Origin of the sequence: Enterobacter cloacae complex sp. P38RS (assembly GCF_014930775.1) — a bacterium.
GTDB lineage: Bacteria > Pseudomonadota > Gammaproteobacteria > Enterobacterales > Enterobacteriaceae > Enterobacter > Enterobacter bugandensis.
The window spans coordinates 1-22,573 of record NZ_JADBRS010000008.1 but is presented as its reverse complement, the minus strand read 5'-3'; the positions used below and the strand labels follow the sequence as shown (position 1 = coordinate 22,573).

Below are 22,573 nucleotides of genomic sequence, written 5' to 3'. Positions count from 1 at the left end.
ATCGTAAAGAAAAAATTACTATATCGTAAATCCATTTACACGCTACTGCGGCTGGCGCTAATGTCACATTTTAGTAAATTTCAGGAGATTGTCTCGCGGCGTGCGCTTTTAGGACGAAATGCTGCTACCACTTTGTCGTCAGTTTCCACGTACGGCCCGTCAAGCAACTGTATACAATACGGTACACTTGCAAATATGCCGTGCACGATGACGCGACCGTCCTCGGCTTTTAATCCTTCCAGCGTCTCTTTGATCGACTTTGGCTGCCCCGGCAGGTTCAGTATCAGCGCCTGTTTGCGGATCACCCCCACCTGGCGGGAAAGGATTGCCGTCGGGACAAAGTGTAGACTGATCTGGCGCATCTGTTCGCCGAAGCCCGGCATTTCACGATCGGCGATAGCCAGCGTCGCGTCCGGCGTCACATCACGACGCGCGGGGCCGGTTCCACCCGTGGTGAGCACAAGGTGACAGCTCATCTCATCCACCAGCTCGCACAGGGTCTGCTCAATGATCGGCTGTTCGTCGGGGATAAGGCGAGTCTGGATCTCAAACGGGGTGGTCAGCGCGCTTGCCAGCCACTCTTCCAGAGCGGGGATGCCTTTATCCTGGTAAACGCCGCTGGAGGCGCGGTCAGAAATCGACACTAAGCCGATGCGTAAGGTATTCATATTCATTCCATTCAAAAAGTACTGATTAAAGGGAATGATACACGCAGAGGGAAAATTCAGACAGAGGACAGAAGAAGACGCGTGACCGGGAGCCCGGTCACGCAGAATGATTACAGCAGGTCGCCGATCATTTTTTCCAGTTTTTCCTGGTCGATAGCAAACTTACGGATACCGTCCGCCAGTTTGTCTACCGCCATTGGATCCTGGTTGTGCTGCCACAGGAACTCGGATTCGGTGATGCGCTCCGGGCGCGCCTTCACTTCGCCGGTGTAAGACAGCTTACGCTCGATAGCACCTTCGCTTTCTGCCAGCTCTTTCAGCAGCGCAGGGGCGATGGTCAGACGGTCACAGCCAGCCAGCTCAATGATTTCGCCCACGTTACGGAAGCTTGCACCCATAACCACGGTCTCATAGCCATGCTGTTTGTAGTATTCGTAGATTTCAGTCACGGAAATCACGCCTGGATCTTCAGACGCTGCGTACTCTTTCTTGTCGGTGTTGGCTTTGTACCAGTCCAGAATACGGCCCACGAACGGAGAAATCAGGTACACGCCTGCTTCCGCACATGCACGCGCCTGCGCGAAGGAGAACAGCAGGGTCAGGTTACAGTTGATGCCTTCTTTTTCCAGCTGCTCGGCAGCGCGAATGCCCTGCCAGGTCGACGCCAGTTTGATCAGGATACGGTCGTTGCTGATGCCCGCGTCGTTGTACAGTTTGATCAGGCGTTTTGCTTTCGCGATTGACGCTTCGGTGTCGTAGGAGAGACGTGCATCCACTTCGGTAGAGATACGGCCCGGAACTAGCTTCAGGATTTCCAGACCGATGTTCACTGCCAGTTTATCGGTAGCATCCACAACCTGCTGCGCACGGTCATTGCTCTGTGCTTTCGCCCAGGTCACAGCCTCGTCAATCAGTTTGCGATACTCAGGGATCTGTGCGGCGTTAAGGATCAGAGAAGGGTTAGTTGTGGCATCCTGCGGCTGGTACAGCTTCATTGCCGCGATATCTCCGGTGTCAGCTACGACAGTGGTGAACTGACGAAGGGAGGTCAATTTATCCGTCATGATAGTGTTTCTCTTTTAACGTGCCCTGGATAATTCACGCTACCGACAGCATGCCTGCAGCGGAAAAATGACAGGTTTACTTGTTAGGGGGATGTAACCGGTCTGCCCTGATGATAACACGACGGAGGGGTAGCGCAACCGCAGACAGTGCGCTTAGGCAGAGTATGATAAACTCAAAATATTAACAGGCTGCTAAGCAACAGCATGCCCAATCAGTGGTAGCGCTTACATATTCACGTTGGCATCAACAAGAGGGACGTTAATGCCTGATTTCCTTTTCTTTATTAACGAAGTCCTCTGGGGTTCGATAATGATCTACCTGCTTCTGGGAGCAGGTATCTGGTTTACGCTACGCAGTGGGTTTATCCAGTTTCGCTATATTCGCAAGTTTGACAGAAGTCTGAAAAACAGCGTCACGCCCCAGCCGGGCGGATTAACGTCGTTTCAGGCGCTGTGTACCAGCCTGGCTGCCCGCCTCGGTAGCGGAAACCTGGCGGGCGTTGCGCTGGCCATCAGCGCCGGTGGGCCAGGCGCGGTGTTCTGGATGTGGGTCACGGCGCTTCTCGGAATGGCTACCTCTTTTGCCGAAAGTTCGCTGGCGCAACTCTATAAAGAGAAAGACAGAAACGGGCAGTTTCGCGGCGGTCCGGCCTGGTATATGGCGCGTGGCTTAGGAATGCGCTGGATGGGCGTTCTGTTCTCGCTTTTTTTACTGCTCGCGTACGGTCTAATTTTTAATACCGTGCAGTCAAACTCCGTCGCCCATGCCCTGCGCTATACCTTCTCCTGTCCGGAGTGGATCACCGGCATCGGTTTAGCCCTCTTTGTTTTGTTCACCATTTCTGCCGGCCTGAAAGGCGTTGCCCGCCTGATGCAGTGGCTGGTTCCCATCATGGCGCTGCTCTGGGTTGCCGCGAGCCTGGTCGTCGCTGCGCTGCATGCCGACCAGGTTCCGGACGTGATTGCGACCATCTTTAAAAGCGCCTTTGGCTGGCGTGAGGTGGCGTCAGGCGCGCTGGGCTACACCCTGAGCCAGGCGCTGATGGCAGGTTTTCAGCGAGGCATGTTCTCCAATGAAGCCGGGATGGGCTCCACTCCCAACGCCGCCGCGGCCGCCTCTTCCTGGCCGCCGCACCCGGCAGCGCAGGGTATCGTGCAGATGATAGGCGTGTTTATTGATACCGTTATTATCTGTTCCGCCAGCGCCATGATCCTCCTGCTGGCCGGTCCTGTGGCGCATGACTCGGATATCGACGGAATACAGCTTCTCCAGCAGGCGCTGGTGAATCTGACCGGCGGCTGGGGTTCGGGATTTGTCTCGCTCATTCTGATACTGTTCGCCTTCAGTTCGATTGTGGTGAATTACCTGTACGCCGAAAATAACCTTATCTTCCTGAAATACGACTCTCGTCCTGCCATCTTCTTGCTTCGCCTGGGCGTAGTACTGATGGTGATCGCGGGCTCCCTTCTGAATATGCCGCTGGTCTGGCAGCTGGCGGATGTCATTATGGCGCTAATGGCAATCACTAACCTGACGGCGATCCTGCTGCTCTCGCCCGTTGTGAACCTTATTGCCAGGGATTATCTTCGCCAGCGCAAGCTGGGCGTTCCCCCGGTATTTGATGCCGCACGCTATCCCGAAATTCAGTCACAGCTTGCCCCCGGCACCTGGGATGATTTGCCCCGGCGATAACAGCTATCGATCAATTCAGGGCGATTTTTTGTTAAAGTCGCTCTAAATTTCCTGCAAGGACTGGATATGCTGATTCTGATTTCACCTGCAAAAACGCTCGACTACCAGAGCCCGCTCGCTACCGAGCGTTATACCCAGCCAGAACTGCTGGACTATTCGCAACAGCTGATCCGCGAAGCGCGCAAGCTCTCTGCGCCGCAAATCGCCTCGCTGATGAGCATCAGCGACAAGCTGGCAGACCTGAACGCGACCCGGTTCCACGAGTGGCACCCGGATTTCACCCCCGCTAACGCGCGCCAGGCGATCCTGGCGTTTAAGGGCGATGTTTACACCGGCCTGCAGGCGGAAGATTTTAGCGAAGCCGACTTTGATTTTGCCCAGCAGCATCTGCGCATGCTGTCGGGCCTGTATGGCGTACTGCGCCCGCTGGATCTGATGCAGCCATATCGTCTGGAGATGGGGATTCGCCTGGAAAACGCCAAAGGCAAAGACCTTTACCATTTCTGGGGCGACATCATCACCGACAAGCTGAACGCGGCGCTGCATGCTCAGGGTGATAACGTGGTGGTCAACCTGGCATCCGATGAGTACTACAAGTCGGTGAAGCCGAAAAAGCTGAACGCGGAGATCGTTAAGCCGGTCTTCCTTGATGAGAAGAACGGCAAGTTCAAGGTCATCAGCTTCTATGCGAAAAAAGCGCGTGGCCTGATGAGCCGCTATATCATTCAGAACCGCCTGACGAAGCCGGAGCAGTTAACGGGATTCAACACCGACGGCTATTTCTTTGACGAGGCGTCGTCAGGGAAAGGTGAGCTGGTATTTAAGCGCCACGAGCAGTAAAACTAAACCCCGCCATCTGGCGGGGTTTTGCGTTAATGGTGCTTCCAGTCCGGGCCCGGACGGTGGTCGTCGTGATGATGGTCGTGTCGGTCATCACGATCGCGATGCTCGTCATGCGGACGCCAGTGGTTATCGCGCCAGTCATAATGCGCCTTCCACCAGTCGTGGTCGCGCCAGCGGCCGCCATCCCAGTAATGCCCGCTATTGTCCCGATCGCCAATCTGCAGTTTTACCGCAGGTACGAGAGTAATTTCAGATGCCTGTACCGCCATGGGGGCGACCAGCACCAGAGAAAGCGCGATGAGTGCAGGTTTTAGTGTAGACACAGGTGACTCCTTATTCTTCTTGCCCAACGTGGGCCGATGTAAGGAGAGTACGCGAGGGGAACGGTGGATGTTATTCTCTGCAATCCTAAACGCTAAGTGACCGCATTTAATGGGAATTTCTGCTTTTTTCCTGCAATTTTTCTCCTTAATTTCTTCATAAAAAAGCCGGGTGGCGCTGCGCTTACCCGGCCTACGGTCATCTCGTCGTTGTAGCCCCGGTAAGGCGTAGCCGCCACCGGGCAACACAATCACGCGCGCGTCATCATCAGCTTACGCAGCGCGGCAAAATCTGCCGGCAGCTCATGGGACAGCAGCGGCAGGTCGGCGCGCTCGGCCAGCTCTTTTGGCAGCGGCAGCGTTTCGCCCAGAATATCTTCCACGCTCTCTTTGAACTTCGCCGGATGCGCGGTGCCCAGGAACAGGCCATATTCACCCGGGTTAAGCTGGTCGCGCAGCGCGCGGTACGCAATTGCCGCGTGCGGCTCAGAGGTGTAGCCCACCGCCTTCAGCTCGCGCATGGTGGCTTTGGTGGTTTCGTCCGTCACCGCAGCGTAGCCCAGGTCACCCAGACGCCACACCTTGCGGCGGAACAGCTCTTCCACGCGCGGCCAGTTGTTCGGCTGCGACACGTCCATGGCATTGGAGAGCGTCGCCTGCGTGGCGTTAGGCGCCCATTTGCCGTCTTTCAGGAAGCGCGGCACGGTATCGTTGGCGTTGGTGGCAGCGATAAAGCGTTTCACCGGCAGACCGAGAGATTTCGCCAGCAGCCCCGCCGTCAGGTCGCCGAAGTTGCCGCTTGGTACCGAAACTACCAGCTGATTGCGCGCTTCCTGCGGCAGCTGAGCCACCGCTTCGAAGTAGTAGCAGATCTGCGCCAGCAGGCGGCTGATGTTGATGGAGTTCGCCGAGTTCAGCCCCAGCGCGGCCTTCAGCTCTTCATCATCGAACGCCTGCTTGACCAGCGCCTGGCAGGCATCGAAATCGCCGTCGATCGCCACGGTTTCAATGTTGCCGCCGAGGGTGCAGAACAGTTTTTCCTGCAACGGGCTGATCTTGCCTTTCGGATAGAGGATCACCACGCGGACGTTTTTCAGGCCGTAGAACGCGTGTGCCACCGCCGCACCGGTATCACCGGAGGTCGCGGTCAAGATGGTCACCGGCTTGTCGCCGCTGATGTGGGTCAGCATCTGCGCCATAAAGCGGCCGCCGAAGTCTTTAAACGCCAGGGTCGGGCCGTGGAACAGCTCCAGACAACCGACGTCAGGCTCCACCTGCTTAACCGGAGCCGGGAAAGCAAACGCCGCACGCACGCGCTCTTCCAGCAGCTCCTGCGGGATTTCATCGCCAATAAACGCAGACAGAATTTTGGTGCTGCGGGTGACAAAGTCCAGCTTCAGCAGCTCATCGATTTCGGTCAGCTGAAATTCCGGCAGGTCGTGCGGGAAAAACAGCCCCTGATTTTTGCCCAGCCCCTGAGTCACCGCCTGCGCGAAGCTGACCTGCTCGTTATGATCTTTAAGGTTGTAGAGTTTCATTCGTTATCCCAGTACTCGTGCGCCAGCCGTGTCCAGACGGCAAATATGAACAAAGCCTTCCTGATTTTGCAGGTAGTGTTTAGAGAGCCAGTCCGCCACGCGCTGCGCGGTGTCTGGCTTATCGCACAGGGCGAACAGCGTCGGGCCGGAGCCGGAGATGCCGCACGCCTGCGCGCCGATATCCATTGAAGCCTGTCGCGCCTCGTTAAAGCCGGGCAGCAGCTTCGTACGGTACGGCTCGGCAATGACGTCTTTCATCAGCTTCGCCGCCAGCTGCGGCTGACGGGTGTAGCAGGCGTGGATAAAGCCCGCCAGATGACGCCCGTGGGCGATACAGTCCTGGCGACGATACTGCGCAGGCAGGATCGCACGCGCTTCCGCGGTAGAGACCTTGATGCCCGGATAGGCCAGCACCCACAGCCACTCATCAAACCCTGGCACCTGCTGGCTGATGATGCCATTTTCTTCAATCATCAGCTGCATGCCGCCGAGGAAGCACGGTGCCACGTTATCATAGTGAATACTGCCGGAGATGCGCCCTTCCAGCTCGCCCATCAGCGCCAGCAGACGGCTATTGTTCAGCGGCTTGCCGCAGTGCTCGTTCATCGCCACCAGGGCGGCGACAACCGAGCAGGCGCTGGAGCCCAGGCCCGAACCAATCGGCATGCTTTTTTCCAGCGTCATGGCGACCGGCACGTTTTTGCCGATCTCCTGACAGAAGCGCTCCCAGCACTGATAAACGATATTCTCGCGTGGTTCAGGCGGCAGCTTACTGGCGAAACGGCCGACGTTATTCAGGCTGAAGCTTTCTGCCGCCTCAACCGTTACCGTATCGCCCAGCAGCGAACCGTCCACCGGCGTCACCGCCGCACCCAGCACGTCAAATCCGACGCTCATATTGGCGCTGGAAGCCGGGGCATATACTTTAACCATCTTAAACTCCTAACTTCCATGACAGGGTACGCAGCAGGTCGGCAAACACGCCCGCCGCCGTCACATCATTCCCTGCGCCATAGCCGCGAAGCACCAGCGGCAATGGCTGATAATAGTGGCTGTAAAACGCGAGGGCGTTTTCGCCGTTTTTGACTTTGTACAGCGGGTCGTTACCATCCACTTCGGCAATCTTCACCCGGCATACGCCGTCCTCTTCAATGTTCCCAACATAGCGCAATACCTTACCTTCATCACGGGCTTTCGCAACGCGTGCGGCAAAGGCATCGTCAAGCTGAGGTAAATTCGCCATAAAGGTGCTGACATCGCCGCTGGTGTCAAACTCGGCTGGCAGCACCGGTTCAATCACGATATCCGAAAGCTCCAGCTCGCGGCCCGTTTCGCGCACCAGGATCAGCAGCTTGCGCGCCACGTCCATCCCGGAGAGATCGTCGCGCGGATCTGGCTCGGTGTAGCCCAGCTCGCGCGCGGCACGGGTGGCTTCCGACAGGCTCATCCCTTCATCCAGCTTGCCGAAGATAAACGACAGGGAGCCGGAGAGGATGCCGGAGAAACGCTGCAGTTCGTCGCCCGCGTTCAGCAGGTTTTGCAGGTTCTCGATGACCGGAAGGCCGGCACCGACATTGGTGTCGTACAGGAACTTGCGGCGCGACTTGCTCGCCGCCAGGCGCAACTGGTGATAGTAATCCATCGACGAGGTGTTGGCCTTTTTGTTCGGCGTCACCACGTGGAAGCCTTCGCGCAGGAAGTCGGCGTACTGGTCGGCCACCGCCTGGTTCGAGGTACAGTCAACGATAACCGGGTTAAGCAGGTGATACTCTTTCACCAGACGGATCAGGCGCCCCAGGTTGAACGGCTCTTTCGCCTCTTCCAGCTCCGCCTGCCAGTTCTCCAGGTTCAGACCGTGAACGTTAGTAAGCAGCGCTTTCGAGTTCGCAATTCCGCAGACGCGCAGATCGATGTGCTTTTTCTTAAGCCACTCCTGCTGGCGCTTCACCTGCTCCAGCAGCGCACCGCCGACGCCGCCCACGCCAATCAGGAATAGCTCGATAACCTGATCGGTGTTGAACAGCATCTGGTGAACCACGCGTACGCCGGTGGTGGCGTCATCGTTATCCACCACCACGGAGATTGAACGCTCGGACGAGCCCTGGGCAATCGCCACGATGTTGATATTGGCCCGCGCCAGCGCGGCAAAGAATTTGGCGGAGATACCGCGCAGCGTGCGCATACCGTCGCCAACCACGGAAATCACCGCCAGGCGCTCCTGAATGGAGAGCGGCTCCAGCAGTTCCTCTTTCAGCTCCAGATAGAACTCTTCTTCCAGCGCGCGGCGGGCGCGCAGACAGTCGACCTGAGGCACGCAGAAGCTGATGCTGTACTCGGAAGAGGACTGGGTGATCAGCACCACCGAGATACCGTTGCGTGACATGGCCGCAAAAACGCGCGCCGCCATGCCGACCATCCCCTTCATCCCCGGACCGGAGACGCTGAACATTGCCATATTATTCAGGTTGGAAATGCCTTTCACCGGCAGACCATCTTCATCGCTGCTGGCACCAATCAACGTGCCTGGCGCCTGCGGGTTACCGGTGTTTTTAATCAGGCATGGGATCTGGAACTGGGCAATGGGGGAGATGGTACGCGGGTGAAGCACTTTGGCGCCGAAGTAGGAAAGCTCCATCGCTTCCTGGTACGACATCGACTTCAGCAGCCTGGCGTCCGGCACCTGGCGCGGATCGCAGGTATAGACGCCGTCGACGTCAGTCCAGATCTCACAGCAGTCAGCGCGTAAACAGGCGGCCAGCACGGCGGCAGAGTAGTCGGAGCCGTTACGGCCCAGCACCACCAGTTCACCCTTCTCGTTCCCGGCGGTAAAGCCCGCCATCAGGATCATGTGGTCAGAGGGGATTTTGCTCGCGGCAATACGGCGGGTTGATTCGGCAATATCAACGGTAGATTCGAGGTAGTGGCCCGCTGCCAGCAATTTCTCAACCGGATTGATCACGGTAACGTTGTGGCCGCGCGCTTCCAGCACGCCCGCCATGATGGCGATGGAAAGTTTTTCGCCCCGGCAGATCAGCGCCGCGTTGACGCTGTCCGGGCACTGGCCCAGCAGGCTGATGCCGTGCAGCACATGCTTGATCTGAGCAAACTCCTGCTCAACGAAAGACTTCAGCTGCGCGAGCGGGAAACCATGCTGCGCCTCTGCCAGCCCCTGCAGCAGCTCGGCGAAGATACGCTCGGCATCGCTGATGTTCGGGAGTGCATCCTGGCCACCGATGGTCTTTTCAATCATCGCCACCAGATGGTTTGTGATTTTTGCCGGGGCAGAGAGCACGGTCGCAACCTGCCCCTGCCTGGCGTTGCTCTCCAGGATATCGGCAACACGCAGAAAACGTTCTGCATTTGCCACTGATGTACCGCCGAACTTCAACACTCGCATGGTTCTACCTCGTTTCCTTTAGCCGAAAAAAAAGCCCGCACTGTTCAGGTGCGGGCTTTTTTCTGTTTTTCCTGTACGCGTCAGCCCGCATCGTTACCTGTGGTAATGATGATGGTTGTGGTAATGGTGGTGATGCTGATGCGTTTCATGGATGTTGTGTACTCTGTCATTATTATCTGTCTGTGCTGTATTCTTTTAGGGTTAAAGGATCGGGCACCTTAAGTCAATGAATTTTTAATTTGATCACAATTCCGCGGACGTTCACGTCACGCTGCGTGACGTTTTATTTTCATCCGAATCCCCCAGTCGCAACCCTCCACGACAGACCATTTCGCCATAGTAAAAACTTATGACAGCATTTTACTCGGCCAATTTTTTTTCAATATCGTGCAGCAAACGGTGCAACATGGCGGTGTCCCGCTGCTCAAGACGTCCAAGGCGCTGCTGTAGCCAGTCGTCCATTTTTTGATCGTCCGCAACGCCAAGGCTCGATAAAAGACGCTCTACGCGAGCACGAAGCGCGGCCAGCTGATTTTCATTGGCGGCTTCCGTCTGGGGTTGAGGGATTTGCATTAGGGAAGCTAATTGATAGCAATAGACCATTACCGCCTGGCCTAAATTCAGGGAAGGATAATCGGCTACCATCGGCGCACCGGTGAGAACGTCCGCCAGCTCAAGCTCTTCGTTGGTGAGCCCGGAATCTTCACGACCAAATACCAGCGCGGCTTTCTCAAGCCACTGGCTTTTCTCTTCCAGCATGGGCACCAGTTCAGCAGGCGTGGCGTAGTAGTGGAACTTCGCCCGGCTGCGTGCTGTGGTGGCAACGGTAAATGAAATGTCATGCAGCGCGTCGGCAAGCGTAGCGTAAGTCGTTATATTATCGAGAATATCCCCCGAACCGTGCGCCACCCAGCGGGCGGCAGGCTCCAGGTGCGCAGTGCTGTCCACAATACGTAAATCGGTAAAACCCATGGTCTTCATGGCACGCGCCGCAGCGCCTATATTTTCGGCTCTGGCTGGAGCGACCAGTACAATCGACAGATGCATTTATGCTCTCTTTTTAATCAGTTAGCGGAGAAAAGTGTGATGCACTTCAACATATTACGCAGCACGAATTTACAAATTTGCAACACAAATCACCGAAATAGCGTTTCATAACAAATTAAAGACGCTAAACTATTTTGTGTCTGAACAATCAGTTAGAATGTTAACAGAAGCCTATTATCCCTATGTTTTATAATGATAATGGCAACGTGAATACCCTGTTCTGATTGGATTCGCTTTGTTTATAAATCAATCTCCGCAACTAGTTGGTTTATTGAAAAATTGTGACAAAGGCTAGCATTCGGCTACGATGATTTCATCAAACTGTTAACGTGCTACAATTGAACTTGATATATGTCAACGAAGCGTAGTTTTATTGGGTGTCTGGTGTCACTTAGCCTGTTATGTTGCTGTTAAAATGGTTAGGATGACAGCCGTTTTTGACACTGTCGGGTCCAAAGGGAAAGTACCCAAGACCAAGCTAATGATGTTGTTGACGTTGATGGAAAGTGCATCAAGAACGCAATTACGTACTTTAGTCACGTTAAGCCGATCATGTTAATTTGCGACATGTATCAGGCAGGTCAGGGACTTTTGTACTTCCTGTTTCGATTTAGTTGGCAATTTAGGTAGCAAACATGCAGACCCCGCACATTCTTATCGTTGAAGACGAGTTGGTAACACGCAACACGTTAAAGAGCATTTTCGAAGCAGAAGGCTACGATGTCTTTGAAGCGACCGATGGCGCAGAGATGCATCAGATCCTTTCTGAAAATGATATCAACCTGGTGATCATGGATATCAACCTGCCGGGCAAAAACGGTCTTCTGCTGGCGCGCGAACTGCGTGAACAGGCGAACGTCGCGTTAATGTTCCTGACGGGCCGTGATAACGAAGTTGATAAAATTCTTGGCCTGGAGATCGGTGCGGATGACTACATCACCAAACCGTTCAACCCTCGCGAGTTAACCATTCGTGCACGCAACCTGCTGTCCCGCACCATGAACCTGGGCACGGTCAGCGAAGAGCGTCGTAGCGTCGACAGCTACAAATTCAACGGCTGGGAACTTGATATCAATAGCCGTTCGCTGATTAGCCCGAACGGTGAGCAGTATAAGCTGCCGCGCAGCGAATTCCGCGCGATGCTGCACTTCTGCGAAAATCCGGGCAAAATTCAGTCCCGTGCAGAACTGCTGAAGAAAATGACCGGTCGTGAGCTGAAGCCTCATGACCGTACCGTAGACGTGACCATCCGTCGTATTCGTAAGCATTTCGAATCGACGCCTGATACGCCGGAAATCATCGCCACCATCCACGGCGAGGGGTACCGTTTCTGCGGTGATCTGCAGGAATAATCCCGCAGTTAACGCATGAAAAACGGCGCATTTGCGCCGTTTTTTTTTATTTCCAGATCCGCATTGTGTCGTTATCAGGTTCTGCGGGCGGCGCAGGTCGCTTCGGCTGTGAAAGCGAATACCAGTCGAAATGACGAGTCAGGTACATGACGGCGAACAGCGCCAGCGCGAGAACCGCAGACCCCAACAGCAGTGCACTATCCTCCGAGCGCAGCAGGAACCACATCACCACATCCAACCCCAGCAAGGCCAGCACAAACAGTCCGCTGCGCTTCCAGCTTTTCAGCACGGCCTGCAGGTACATTCCGTTCATCGCCGCACCAACCAAACTTGCAACTACCCAGGCTGGCGTAAACCCGACATGTTCTGATAGCGCCAACAGCACCAGATAGAACAGCACCAGCGACAGCCCCACCAGCAGATACTGCATCGGGTGCAGGCGCAGCCCGGTTAAGGTCTCGAAAACAAAGAAGGCCATAAACGTCAGCGCAATCAGCAAAATGGCGTACTTGATCGCCCGGTCAGTCAGCTGATACTGATCGGCGGGCGTGGCTACCGTAACGCTGAAGGCGGGGATCGACTCCCATGACGGCGACTCGCTTCCGTTGAACCAGCTCTCAAGATTGTTCGCAAACCAGCTGCTCTGCCAGTTCGCCTGAAACCCGGTGTCACCAATTTTATGCTTCACCGGTAGATAATTACCCATAAAGCCAGGATGCGGCCAGTTGCTGTTCAGCGCCATTTCACTGCTACGTCCTACAGGTACCACGGCAAAACTTCCTGTTCCCGTCAGATTCAGCGAAATATCCATAGCAAACGTTTTTAATTCCAGCGCCTTGTCAGTCAGCGGGATATGGATACCGGGAAGCGCGCCATACACGCCTGTACCCGGCTCCACACTTAGCGTCTCGCCGTTGATACTGGAGACTTTCACCGTGCCAATGCCTCGAGCATCGCCCACGCCAACAACGATAAACGGCTGCCCCAGGGTCATCGACTCCCCTTTCAGCTGCGTCATTTTTTCCGTGTTGAATCGGGCTTTTATGTTGAGGTCGGTATTCCAGATCTGTCCGTCATAGATGCCGACATTTCGCGACTCAACGCGCTGGTTACCCTCAACGCGCAGAGACTCCGGCAGGATAAAATGCATATAGCTTTTCTTGTACTCGACTTTTTTCTCATCCTCTAACTTGTAAAAAACCTCGGTTACCGGGATCGCAATCAGCGGGCCGACCAATTTTTGCGGCCCGCTGGTGCTCTGGCGAAGCGTATTTTCGACATCGTTGCGGTAGCTTTCACGCTCTGAAATGAGGTTACTCACCATAAACAGTGGGACTAACAACAGCAGGATGCACCCCAGCAGGGTGCTTACTTTCCAGAACAGGGGGGATTTCATCATTACGTCTCCTTTGTGATGTGGAGAGCGTAACCAGGCTGTGTGGGGCCAGTTTGAAGTTATGTGAAGGGACGGTGAAGTGTCAGCGTGGCTATCACGCCACCTTCATCACGATTACGCAATGTAATCTCTCCGTGGTGCAGACGCGCCACCTCCTGAACAAACGCCAGCCCGAGTCCGCTACTTTTCAACCCATTCTCGCGCGGCAGGGAATAAAAGCGCTCAAAAATACGCTCCAGCGCATAATCCGGGATCCCGCTTCCGCTGTCGGTGACGCTCAGCCGTATCTGCCCCTGCTCTTCCCGGGCCGCCAGTTCAATGGCACCACCCTGTGGGGTAAAATCGATAGCATTATCCAGTAAATTACCGAGCGCCTGTTCAAGCAGGTCGGGATCGCCTTCAACAAGAAGCGAAGCGGGCTGGAGGGTCAGCGCAATCTCTTTTACCGCCAATAGCGCCGAACGCGCGTCGGCAAGCCGTGTAAACAGCAGGTCGACGCGGACGGCCTGGGGCGTAATCTCGACCCGATTTTCAAGCCGCGCCTGAGTCAGCAGTTTTTCAACCAGCGACTGCATACGCGCGTTTTGCACCAGAATATTATCGATAAACCGCGCGGCCACCTGCGGCGGCGGCTGCTCGGTGAGAATTTCTGCCGCGCCGCGTATGGCGGCTATTGGGCTTTTCAGCTCGTGGGTCAGCGCATGGACATAATGTTCAATGTAGTTTTTCCCTTCAAGGCGAATACGCATATTTTCCAGCGCCTGAGCCAGCTTGTGCAGTTCGCTACTGCCTGGATTAGGCAGCGGGAGAGGCGTATCAGTGGTCACCGAGTCGGCATAGCGCGATAACGTACTGATGGAACGATTGATCCACCAGGCGACGAGAAAACCGATCAGTAAAGCAATGCCAAGCAGCGCCCCGCCAGCCCACAGAATCCGCCTCTCGCTGCGTTGGATAACCGGCGCCATCGCGCTGTTCGGTTTCCCCACCGACAGCACGCCGATAATCTTGCCCTGCTCCACAACCGGTGCGGCAACATACATCACCGTGCTCTCCGGATCGTCGGGATGGCTCTGGGTACTGCGCGCGCCGTATTGGCCGCGAAGCGTCAGCCAGACATCGTTCCAGCGAGAGTAATCTTGCCCCACGGCCAGGCCGGCAGAATCAAACACGACGCGGCCCTGCGCATCGGTCATGTAGACGTGATACTCGTTGCGCACCTTATGAATGCCGCCGATATTGGCGCGGAAAGGCCGCTGATGGAGCTGTAAAAAGGCCTGCGCCAGTCTGCCCTGCTGAGCATTGCCCGAAAGAAGATCCTCACGCCCAACTTCGGCGAGCAAGGTCGCGGTATCGATCAACGTGCCCTCGGTTGCCCTGCGCACGCCGGGCTTCACTTCCTGAACAAAGATCGACAGCACAAACCATGCGGCGATGGCGACGATCAGGAAGTACCCCAGCAGCAAACGCATTCCGATGCGCATTAATAAAGCCCCAGGCTATAGCCCATACCGCGATGGGTGCTGATGGGTGACAGTTCCTCATTCACTGCCCGCAGCTTGGCGCGCAGGGTCTTGATGTGAGTGTCCACGGTACGATCGTAACTGTCGCCGTCTTCGCCCCACACCTTGTCCATTAACTGTTGCCGAGAGAAAACCCTTCCCGGAGCCTGTAGTAACGTTTTAAGCAGCAAAAACTCATAGCGCGTGAGCGGTAATGCTTCACCGCACCAGCTAATTCGGGCAGCAGCTTCGTTCAGCTCAAACTTTCCGATACGCACCGTCTCCGCTGGGGCGGCGGATTTTTGCATCCGCCGTAAAATGGTCCTTACCCGGGCGCACACCTCACGCGGGGAGAAAGGCTTGGCGACGTAGTCGTCTGCGCCCATTTCCAGGCCGAGGAGTTTATCCACTTCGTCACTGCGTGCCGTCAGAAACAGCACGGGCAGTGACGGATGCTGCGCCAGAAGCTGGCGGCAGAGCTCAAAGCCGCTGATGTCCGGCAGCCCGACGTCAAGAATGGCGATCGCCGGAGCCTGCTGGCGCGCCGCCTCCAGCACCGGTAAACCGCGCTCAAACGCTTTTACTGCAAATCCTTCCTGCTGAAGCATGTAGATTAGCGTATCGGCGATACTGGTTTCGTCTTCAACCAGCCAGACTACAGGTCGTTGCATGGTTCATCCCTGAATTAATGCCACGGCATAATCGGCACCGCACTAATGGCGTTTTTCGGTGACCCTTCCACCACTTTATCGGAATACGCCAGGTAGGCCAGGGTGTTGCGTTTTGCATCATAGAAACGCACCACCTGCAGCTTTTTAAACACCAGCGAGGTCCGTTTCTGGAACACCACATCGCCCTGCGCTTTGCCGTTTTTGATTTTATCGCTCAGCTCAACCGGCCCCACCTGCTGACAGGAGATCGCCGCATCGGAAGTGTCTTCCGCCAGCCCCAGGCCGCCTTTAATACCGCCCGTCTTCGCGCGGCTAACGTAGCAGGTGACGTTTTTCACGTCCGGATCGTCAAACGCCTCCACCACAATTTTGTGGTCCGGACCGAACATTTTGAACACGGTATCGACAGAACCAATCTGTTCCGCCTGCGCCGCACGGCCCGCTACCAGCAGCAGGGCAGTAAGAAGCAAAGTCTTGTATTTCATATTGTTACCATTCTTTAAAATTGCATTGAGCGATTATTCAACACGTTAGTCAAAAATGTAGCAAGATCACAGGATTAGAATATATTCACCCAAAATGAGAGAGAAAAGGCATTAATGCGCAAAAAAAACACTGAATGCTAAAACATCAAAAAATGCTATTATCCGCTAACCTGTTATCAGGCACCTGCTGTTTTAAGGATGAGGATAGTATATGGATCAGGCTGGAATTATTCGCGACCTGCTCACCTGGCTGGAAGGTCATCTCGACCAGCCTTTGTCACTGGATAATGTGGCGGCTAAAGCGGGCTATTCCAAGTGGCATCTGCAAAGGATGTTCAAGGATGTCACCGGTCATGCTATCGGTGCCTATATTCGCGCACGTCGTTTATCGAAATCTGCGGTGGCATTGCGCCTGACCGCGCGGCCAATTCTGGATATTGCCCTGCAGTACCGTTTTGATTCGCAGCAAACCTTCACCCGCGCCTTTAAAAAACAGTTCTCGTTGACGCCAGCGCTCTATCGCCGCTCGCCTGACTGGAGCTCGTTTGGCATGCGTCCGCCGCTGCGTCTGGGCGAGTTCGCGATGCCGAAATACGAAATGGTCACTCTGCCGGAAACCCATCTGATCGGTACTACCCAGAGCTACTCGTGCTCTCTGGAGCAGATTTCTGAGTTCCGCCATCAGATGCGCGTCCAGTTCTGGCGCGATTTCCTGAGCCATGCGCCGGCCATTCCGCCGATCCTGTATGGCCTCAACGAAACGCACCCAAGCCAGGAAAAAGACGACGAGCAGGAGGTGTTTTACACCACCGCGCTGACGCCGGAGCTGGCGAATGGCTACATTCAGGGTTCGAAGCCGGTCGTGCTGGAAGGCGGCGAGTACGTGATGTTCTCGTATGAAGGACTGGGTACGGGCGTCCAGGAGTTTATCCTGACCGTTTACGGGACCTGCATGCCAATGCTGAATCTGAATCGCCGTAAAGGTCAGGATATCGAGCGCTACTACCCGGCGCAGGATGCCAAACCGGAAGAAGGCCCAATCAATCTGCGTATGGAATTCTTGATTCCTGTCCGTCGTTAACGCTGCAGTTCATCAAGCGCAGGGGCATCGAGATGCGAAATGTCCCCTGCCATCTCCACGACCCAGCCCGACGCCAGCCACGCGCTTTCCTGATAATCAATCCGGGAAATGGAGCAGTTACGCAGGCGTAACCGACGCTCAGCGTAAGCCGGTAACCCCAGAATGGTGCTCACCAGGCAGCCGAGCGCGATACCGTGACTCACCAGCAGCGGACGGCTGCCTGCCGGAAGCTTGAGGCATTCCGCCAGCGCGGCATGCATACGCACGCTCAGCTCCTGCATGGATTCCCCTTCAGGAATACGACCATCTTCGGTACCGTTCACCAGCGTGCGGCGCCAGCCCTCTTCCGTTTCCGTCAGCGTATCAATATGGCGCTTTTCCAGCACGCCCATATCCAGCTCGCGCAGGCGCGGCTCAAGCATCACATCGCAGCCGCAGGCGTCGGCAATGATGCGCGCCGTCTGCTGTGTGCGACCTAAATCGCTGGTAATAACGTGGGTAATGCCCAGCGTTCTGGCGCGTTCCGCCACCTGCCACGCTTGCTGCACACCCTTCTCGGTGAGAGGACTGTCTGACTGGCCTTGAATACGTCGCTCGGCGTTCCACTGCGTTTCACCGTGGCGAACAAGGTATACCTGTAACATGCTTTTTTTCCGTTATACTGCGATGAGTTTTTTTTGAATTGAGCTTAATTATGCACCATGTTGTCTCTGCTACCACCAATCCTGCCAAAATTCAGGCAATTCTAAAGGCTTTTGAAGAGATTTTCGGCGAAGGATCCTGCCATATTGAGGCCATCGGCGTCGAGAGTGGCGTACCTGAACAGCCGTTTGGCAGCGAGGAAACGCGCGCTGGCGCACGAAATCGCGTGGCAAATGCAAAAGCCGCGGCCCCGAAGGCTGACTTCTGGGTCGCCATTGAAGCAGGCATCGACGAAGGCGCAACCTTTAGCTGGGTGGTGATTGAAAGCCGTGAGCAGCGCGGCGAAGCGCGCTCAGCCACCCTGCCGCTGCCGGAGATCATTCTGGAAAAAGTCCGTGCAGGTGAAGCGCTCGGGCCGGTGATGTCACAGTACACCGGCATTGATGAGATTGGGCGTAAAGAAGGGGCGATTGGCGTCTTTACGGCGGGTAAGCTCACGCGTTCAGGGGTTTACCATCAGGCGGTGATCCTGGCGCTGAGCCCGTTTCATAACGCCATTTATCGTTGATCGCTCAATAAGACTGACTCGAGCCACTGGCGCAGCTCAACCGGCGCGGACTTCAGGCTGTTCGATCCACGGGTGATCGTCGCGATGCCCGCGCCCAGCTCGTTTTTCAGCTCGCGCTGGCTCATCTCACCGCGCAATAGCTCTTCAATAATCCGCACGCGCGTGCCCAGCGCCTCACGCTCGTCCGGCGTAAGCATCAGCTGCATGAGGGGTAGGTGCAAATCCTGCTCGTAAGACTGGCGAAGCAGCTCCACAAAACGAAGCCACTCCTGGTGACGCTGTTCGGCCATTGCCGAGGAATACGGGGAATGCTGGGTCATGTTATGCTGCCTCTTGTACTCTTTAGCGAGTACAGCATAACACAACCCATGCCGATCAGTAACGTCTCTGCCACTCGGCATCGCTCATCAGGGTATCTTTCTGCCCCATGAAGTAGCGATAGTAGGCGTCATAAGCCAGCACGTTCTTCACGTAGCCGCGCGTTTCCGAGAACGGAATGCTCTCCACGAACGCCACTGCGTCAATGCGTCCTGCACTGTTGCCAAGCCAGGTGCGCACGCGCCCCGGACCGGCGTTATACGCCGCCGACGCGAAGATGCGGTTATTGCCAAACTGCTGATAGACATACTGCAAATAGCTGGTGCCGATGTTGATGTTGGTATCCGGATCGAGAAGCTGTGACGGGCTGCTGTAACCTGGAATGTTGAACATCTTCACCGTATGCGTCGCCGTCCCCGGCATAATTTGCATCAGCCCGCTGGCACCCACCGGTGAACGAACTTTCGGGTTCCAGGCGCTCTCCTGACGGGCAATCGCCATGGCGTAGCTTTGCGGGATATCTTTGCCGCTGGTGTAGCGGTCAAACAGATCTTTATACGCCAGCGGGAAACGCTCTTCGAGATGGTCCCACAGCTTGCCTGAAATCGTCGCCTGCACGCTCAGATCCCACCAGCGATTATCAAACGCATAGCGGGCAAGCTGCGCTTTTTCATCCGTGGTGCGGCTGGTCACCAGGTTGGCCCACTCGCTGCGCGCGGTGTTATCCATGTTCCAGTACATCAGCTCGCGCACGCGCGCCATCTCTGGCCCCTGCGTCAGAGCGGGGTTCGCGTTAGCGGGCGCTTTGTCGATCTTAAGCGTGTACTCCTCGCCCAGCCGTTGCGCCGCCGCCATCGGGTAGAACCCGCGCTGCTGCATCAGCGAGTGAAGAATCTCTTTGGCTTCGTCTTCACGACCGCGCTCCAGCAGCAGATCGGCCTGCCAGTAGCGCCATTCGTCTTTTTCTTTGGCATCCATCGGCAAACGCGCGAGCCAGGTGTTAAGGCCACGGCGGTCGCCGGTGCCCAGCGCCATACGCACGCGGCGCTCGACAAGCGAGGTCGAGTTTGAGCGCATGATCGCATCGTCACGCCAGCGCGCCTGTTCGTCGGTCACGTCCGTGCCCATCAGTCGCCAGGCCACGATGTCGCGCAGCTCCTGGGTTTGATCTTCATTCAGCTGCTGCGCCTGCACCAGCTGCGGGATCATCAGCCGCGCGTTTTCGACATCGTCACGCGCCACGCTGGCAAAAGCCACCGCCGCCATCTGGCGGGTAAAATCGGTCGAGCCCGTGCTGCGGGCAAAGGTCAGGACGCTGTTAGGATCGTTTGCCAGCGCGATAACCGCCGAGGAGATCGTCTGGTAGTCGGACGGCATCTGCCCTGCCAGCGCGGTTACCAGACGCGTGTTGCCGGCTTTCATCGCCAGGCGGATGCGCTCAAGGTAGGCCAGCGGATCCTGCTTGCCGGAAGCGCGCCATGCGCCGAACAGGGAATCACAGGCGTTCGGCTGGCTTTTGCCGGTCAGCCACAGATCTTTCGCCCCGGCCCAGGCCTCTTCCTGCTGCCCGGTCGCCCATTTCGCATAGTAGTAATTACACTGCGCTTCGGTGGTATTCGGCTTGTCAGGGCTAAACGCCAGCAGGCCGCGCCAGTCTTCACGCCGCGCCAGCTCATTCACAAAACGAGACTGGAGATTTCGGGCAGGCGGCAGGGTCGGGTTCGCCTGAATGAAATTATTCACGGTGACGGTCGGCTGGTTCATCAGATCGTCGGTAATCTGGCGATACTCCAGATATGGATACAGCGGATAATCCTTGAGCGTCGGCATCAGCGCCTGCACGGTATCCATCTGCTTGTTGTCCCACGCCTGTTTAATCTGGGCGTAGCGGTTACGTTGTTCATCCAGTGAATCGGCATGCACCGCCTGGCTTACCGCCATTACGCATACGCTGGCAGCCAGCAGACGCCAGACCACCCGTTTGGCTTTTTCCACAAGCTCTTCCTCATTGTTTTTTCGTCAATTGCAGCGTCTTGCCACGTCAAAGTCACAACAACTTATGCTAACCAGGCATCCAGCAACGCGCCACGTCATGGACACTTTTTTACCTTTCTTGCGCGTTTTAACACTCCCGACGTTCCTGGCTGGGATTAGGGCGTGAAAAAGGCTACACTTCGAGGCTGAAATTCCTTCTCATTTACGATAAAAGAGGCGAAGTCCACGTGGCTCAATTCGTTTATACCATGCATCGTGTCGGCAAAGTTGTCCCGCCGAAACGTCATATTCTTAAAAATATCTCGCTGAGCTTCTTCCCGGGCGCAAAAATTGGTGTGCTGGGTCTCAACGGTGCCGGTAAGTCCACCCTGCTGCGCATCATGGCCGGCATCGATACAGACATCGAAGGTGAAGCCCGTCCGCAGCCAGGCATCAAGATCGGCTACCTGCCGCAGGAACCTCAGCTGAACCCGGAACACACCGTACGTGAATCCGTTGAAGAAGCGGTATCCGAAGTGGTTAACGCGCTGAAAGGTCTGGATGAAGTGTATGCCAAATACGCCGAGCCGGATGCGGACTTCGACAAACTGGCCGCTCAGCAGGGCAAATATGAAGAGATCATCCAGGCGCACGACGGTCACAACCTGAACGTGCAGCTGGAGCGCGCGGCCGATGCCCTGCGTCTGCCGGACTGGGATGCGAAAATCGCGAATCTCTCCGGTGGTGAACGCCGCCGCGTGGCGCTGTGCCGCCTGCTGCTGGAAAAACCAGACATGCTGCTGCTCGACGAACCGACTAACCACCTGGATGCGGAATCCGTGGCGTGGCTGGAGCGCTTCCTGCACGACTTCGAAGGCACCGTTGTAGCAATTACCCACGACCGTTACTTCCTCGACAACGTCGCCGGCTGGATCCTGGAGCTGGACCGCGGTGAAGGTATTCCGTGGGAAGGCAACTACTCCTCCTGGCTGGAGCAGAAAGATCAGCGTCTGGCGCAGGAAGCGTCTCAGGAAGCGGCCCGTCGCAAGTCTATCGAGAAAGAGCTGGAGTGGGTTCGTCAGGGCGCGAAAGGCCGTCAGTCTAAGGGCAAAGCCCGTCTGGCACGCTTTGAAGAGCTGAACAACACCGAATACCAGAAACGTAACGAAACCAACGAACTGTTTATTCCACCTGGAGCGCGTCTGGGGGATAAAGTGGTTGAAGTGACCAACCTGCGTAAGTCCTACGGTGACCGCGTGCTGATCGACGATCTGACCTTCTCCGTACCGAAAGGCGCTATCGTTGGCATCATCGGTCCGAACGGCGCGGGTAAATCGACCCTGTTCCGCATGATGTCCGGTCAGGAACAGCCAGACAGCGGCTCAATCACCCTGGGTGAAACCGTGAAGCTGGCCTCCGTAGACCAGTTCCGTGACGCGATGGATAACAGCAAAACCGTGTGGGAAGAAGTCTCCGGCGGTCTGGATATCATGCGTATCGGCAACACCGAGATGCCAAGCCGCGCCTACGTTGGCCGCTTTAACTTTAAGGGCACCGACCAGGGCAAACGCGTGGGCGAGCTGTCCGGCGGCGAGCGTGGTCGTCTGCACCTGGCGAAGCTGCTGCAGGTGGGCGGTAACGTTCTGTTGCTCGATGAACCGACCAACGACCTGGATATCGAAACCCTGCGCGCACTGGAAAACGCCCTGCTGGAGTTCCCGGGCTGCGCCATGGTTATCTCGCACGACCGCTGGTTCCTGGACCGTATCGCGACCCACATCCTGGACTACCAGGACGAAGGTAAAGTGGAGTTCTTCGAAGGTAACTTCACCGAATACGAAGAGTACAAAAAACGCACGCTGGGCGCAGACGCGCTGGAGCCGAAGCGTATTAAGTACAAGCGTATTGCGAAATAAAAGCAAAACGGCAACCTCGGTTGTAATGCCAGTCAGTTAAGACTCTGACTGGCCCTTTTTCGGGGCTGTGGGGTATCTCCAGGGCCTTTCCTTTACCA

At 56.1% G+C, this 22,573-nt stretch carries 22 protein-coding genes and 1 other annotated feature; of the genes, 6 read left to right on the top strand and 16 right to left on the bottom strand.

Annotation, left to right across the window (positions count from 1 at the left end; genetic code table 11):
- Window positions 1-80: 80 nt before the first annotated feature.
- Window positions 81-668, bottom strand: coding sequence for a molybdopterin adenylyltransferase (gene mog, locus IM303_RS12305; RefSeq protein ID WP_028015462.1), 588 nt, complete (start codon window positions 666-668; stop codon window positions 81-83).
- Between the two features lie 110 nt (window positions 669-778).
- The gene (gene tal, locus IM303_RS12300) at window positions 779-1,732 is read right to left on the bottom strand and encodes a transaldolase (protein ID WP_003856481.1); all 954 of its coding nucleotides are present in this window, start codon (window positions 1,730-1,732) and stop codon (window positions 779-781) included.
- Between the two features lie 262 nt (window positions 1,733-1,994).
- Here tal and IM303_RS12295 point away from each other — a divergent pair, with 262 nt between their 5' ends.
- The gene (locus tag IM303_RS12295) at window positions 1,995-3,425 is read left to right on the top strand and encodes a sodium:alanine symporter family protein (RefSeq protein ID WP_192986812.1); all 1,431 of its coding nucleotides are present in this window, start codon (window positions 1,995-1,997) and stop codon (window positions 3,423-3,425) included.
- Window positions 3,426-3,491: 66 nt separating this feature from the next.
- Window positions 3,492-4,265: a peroxide stress protein YaaA gene (yaaA, locus tag IM303_RS12290; RefSeq protein ID WP_028015460.1), complete on the top strand. Its 774-nt coding sequence runs from the start codon at window positions 3,492-3,494 to the stop codon at window positions 4,263-4,265.
- A gap of 32 nt (window positions 4,266-4,297) precedes the next feature.
- On the opposite strand, the gene IM303_RS12285 is transcribed toward yaaA, so the two are convergent.
- The 7 genes from IM303_RS12285 to yjjY form a co-directional block, all read right to left on the bottom strand.
- Complete coding sequence (locus IM303_RS12285; protein WP_028015459.1) at window positions 4,298-4,591, bottom strand: DUF2502 domain-containing protein; 294 nt, start codon at window positions 4,589-4,591, stop codon at window positions 4,298-4,300.
- 248 nt (window positions 4,592-4,839) lie between these two features.
- Complete coding sequence (gene thrC / locus IM303_RS12280; RefSeq protein ID WP_048999020.1) at window positions 4,840-6,126, bottom strand: threonine synthase; 1,287 nt, start codon at window positions 6,124-6,126, stop codon at window positions 4,840-4,842.
- Window positions 6,127-6,129: 3 nt separating this feature from the next.
- On the bottom strand, window positions 6,130-7,059 hold the full coding sequence (gene thrB / locus IM303_RS12275; RefSeq protein ID WP_041911275.1) for a homoserine kinase: 930 nt from the start codon (window positions 7,057-7,059) through the stop codon (window positions 6,130-6,132).
- 1 nt (window position 7,060) lies between these two features.
- Complete coding sequence (gene thrA / locus IM303_RS12270; protein ID WP_193359987.1) at window positions 7,061-9,523, bottom strand: bifunctional aspartate kinase/homoserine dehydrogenase I; 2,463 nt, start codon at window positions 9,521-9,523, stop codon at window positions 7,061-7,063.
- Window positions 9,524-9,547: 24 nt separating this feature from the next.
- Window positions 9,548-9,665: a sequence feature (Thr leader region), on the bottom strand.
- A complete protein-coding gene (thrL, locus tag IM303_RS12265; protein WP_015572623.1) occupies window positions 9,604-9,672 on the bottom strand; it encodes a thr operon leader peptide in 69 nt (22 codons plus the stop codon). (Overlaps the previous feature by 62 nt.)
- A 211-nt stretch (window positions 9,673-9,883) precedes the next feature.
- Window positions 9,884-10,570, bottom strand: coding sequence for a tRNA/rRNA methyltransferase (locus IM303_RS12260; protein WP_048999019.1), 687 nt, complete (start codon window positions 10,568-10,570; stop codon window positions 9,884-9,886).
- A gap of 399 nt (window positions 10,571-10,969) precedes the next feature.
- Entirely contained in the window at window positions 10,970-11,110 is a 141-nt protein-coding gene (gene yjjY / locus IM303_RS12255; RefSeq protein ID WP_085928893.1) for a protein YjjY, read from the bottom strand.
- A 95-nt stretch (window positions 11,111-11,205) separates the two neighbouring features.
- On the opposite strand from yjjY, the gene arcA reads away from it, so the two are divergent.
- On the top strand, window positions 11,206-11,922 hold the full coding sequence (arcA, locus tag IM303_RS12250) for a two-component system response regulator ArcA (RefSeq protein WP_003856501.1): 717 nt from the start codon (window positions 11,206-11,208) through the stop codon (window positions 11,920-11,922).
- A 46-nt stretch (window positions 11,923-11,968) separates the two neighbouring features.
- Here the strand turns inward: arcA and creD are convergent, their stop codons facing one another.
- The 4 genes from creD to creA are packed head-to-tail and all read right to left on the bottom strand — an operon-like array spanning window position 11,969 to window position 15,976.
- Window positions 11,969-13,321: a cell envelope integrity protein CreD gene (gene creD, locus IM303_RS12245; RefSeq protein ID WP_048999017.1), complete on the bottom strand. Its 1,353-nt coding sequence runs from the start codon at window positions 13,319-13,321 to the stop codon at window positions 11,969-11,971.
- Between the two features lie 56 nt (window positions 13,322-13,377).
- The gene (gene creC, locus IM303_RS12240) at window positions 13,378-14,802 is read right to left on the bottom strand and encodes a two-component system sensor histidine kinase CreC (RefSeq protein ID WP_048999015.1); all 1,425 of its coding nucleotides are present in this window, start codon (window positions 14,800-14,802) and stop codon (window positions 13,378-13,380) included.
- Window positions 14,802-15,491: a two-component system response regulator CreB gene (gene creB, locus IM303_RS12235; protein WP_048999013.1), complete on the bottom strand. Its 690-nt coding sequence runs from the start codon at window positions 15,489-15,491 to the stop codon at window positions 14,802-14,804. Before creB ends, creC begins: the two co-directional genes overlap by 1 nt.
- Before the next feature lie 14 nt (window positions 15,492-15,505).
- Entirely contained in the window at window positions 15,506-15,976 is a 471-nt protein-coding gene (gene creA, locus IM303_RS12230) for a protein CreA (protein ID WP_014882476.1), read from the bottom strand.
- 211 nt (window positions 15,977-16,187) lie between these two features.
- Between creA and robA the strand changes: the two genes are divergently transcribed.
- On the top strand, window positions 16,188-17,057 hold the full coding sequence (robA, locus tag IM303_RS12225) for an MDR efflux pump AcrAB transcriptional activator RobA (RefSeq protein ID WP_028015450.1): 870 nt from the start codon (window positions 16,188-16,190) through the stop codon (window positions 17,055-17,057).
- On the opposite strand, the gene gpmB is transcribed toward robA, so the two are convergent.
- The gene (gpmB, locus tag IM303_RS12220) at window positions 17,054-17,701 is read right to left on the bottom strand and encodes a 2,3-diphosphoglycerate-dependent phosphoglycerate mutase GpmB (protein WP_008502057.1); all 648 of its coding nucleotides are present in this window, start codon (window positions 17,699-17,701) and stop codon (window positions 17,054-17,056) included. The two genes, robA and gpmB, sit on opposite strands and share 4 nt — an antisense overlap.
- A 50-nt stretch (window positions 17,702-17,751) precedes the next feature.
- Here gpmB and yjjX point away from each other — a divergent pair, with 50 nt between their 5' ends.
- Window positions 17,752-18,267, top strand: a complete 516-nt coding sequence (yjjX, locus tag IM303_RS12215) for an inosine/xanthosine triphosphatase (protein WP_041911281.1) — start codon at window positions 17,752-17,754, stop codon at window positions 18,265-18,267.
- Here yjjX and trpR read toward each other — a convergent pair.
- Window positions 18,258-18,587: a trp operon repressor gene (trpR, locus tag IM303_RS12210; RefSeq protein WP_024907404.1), complete on the bottom strand. Its 330-nt coding sequence runs from the start codon at window positions 18,585-18,587 to the stop codon at window positions 18,258-18,260. The two genes, yjjX and trpR, sit on opposite strands and share 10 nt — an antisense overlap.
- 55 nt (window positions 18,588-18,642) lie before the next feature.
- Window positions 18,643-20,580, bottom strand: coding sequence for a murein transglycosylase (gene sltY, locus IM303_RS12205; RefSeq protein ID WP_048999010.1), 1,938 nt, complete (start codon window positions 20,578-20,580; stop codon window positions 18,643-18,645).
- Window positions 20,581-20,807: 227 nt separating this feature from the next.
- On the opposite strand from sltY, the gene ettA reads away from it, so the two are divergent.
- Window positions 20,808-22,475 carry an energy-dependent translational throttle protein EttA gene (ettA, locus tag IM303_RS12200; RefSeq protein ID WP_003856515.1) on the top strand — a complete coding sequence of 556 codons (1,668 nt, stop codon included), beginning with the start codon at window positions 20,808-20,810 and terminating at the stop codon, window positions 22,473-22,475.
- The last annotated feature ends 98 nt before the right edge of the window (window positions 22,476-22,573 follow it).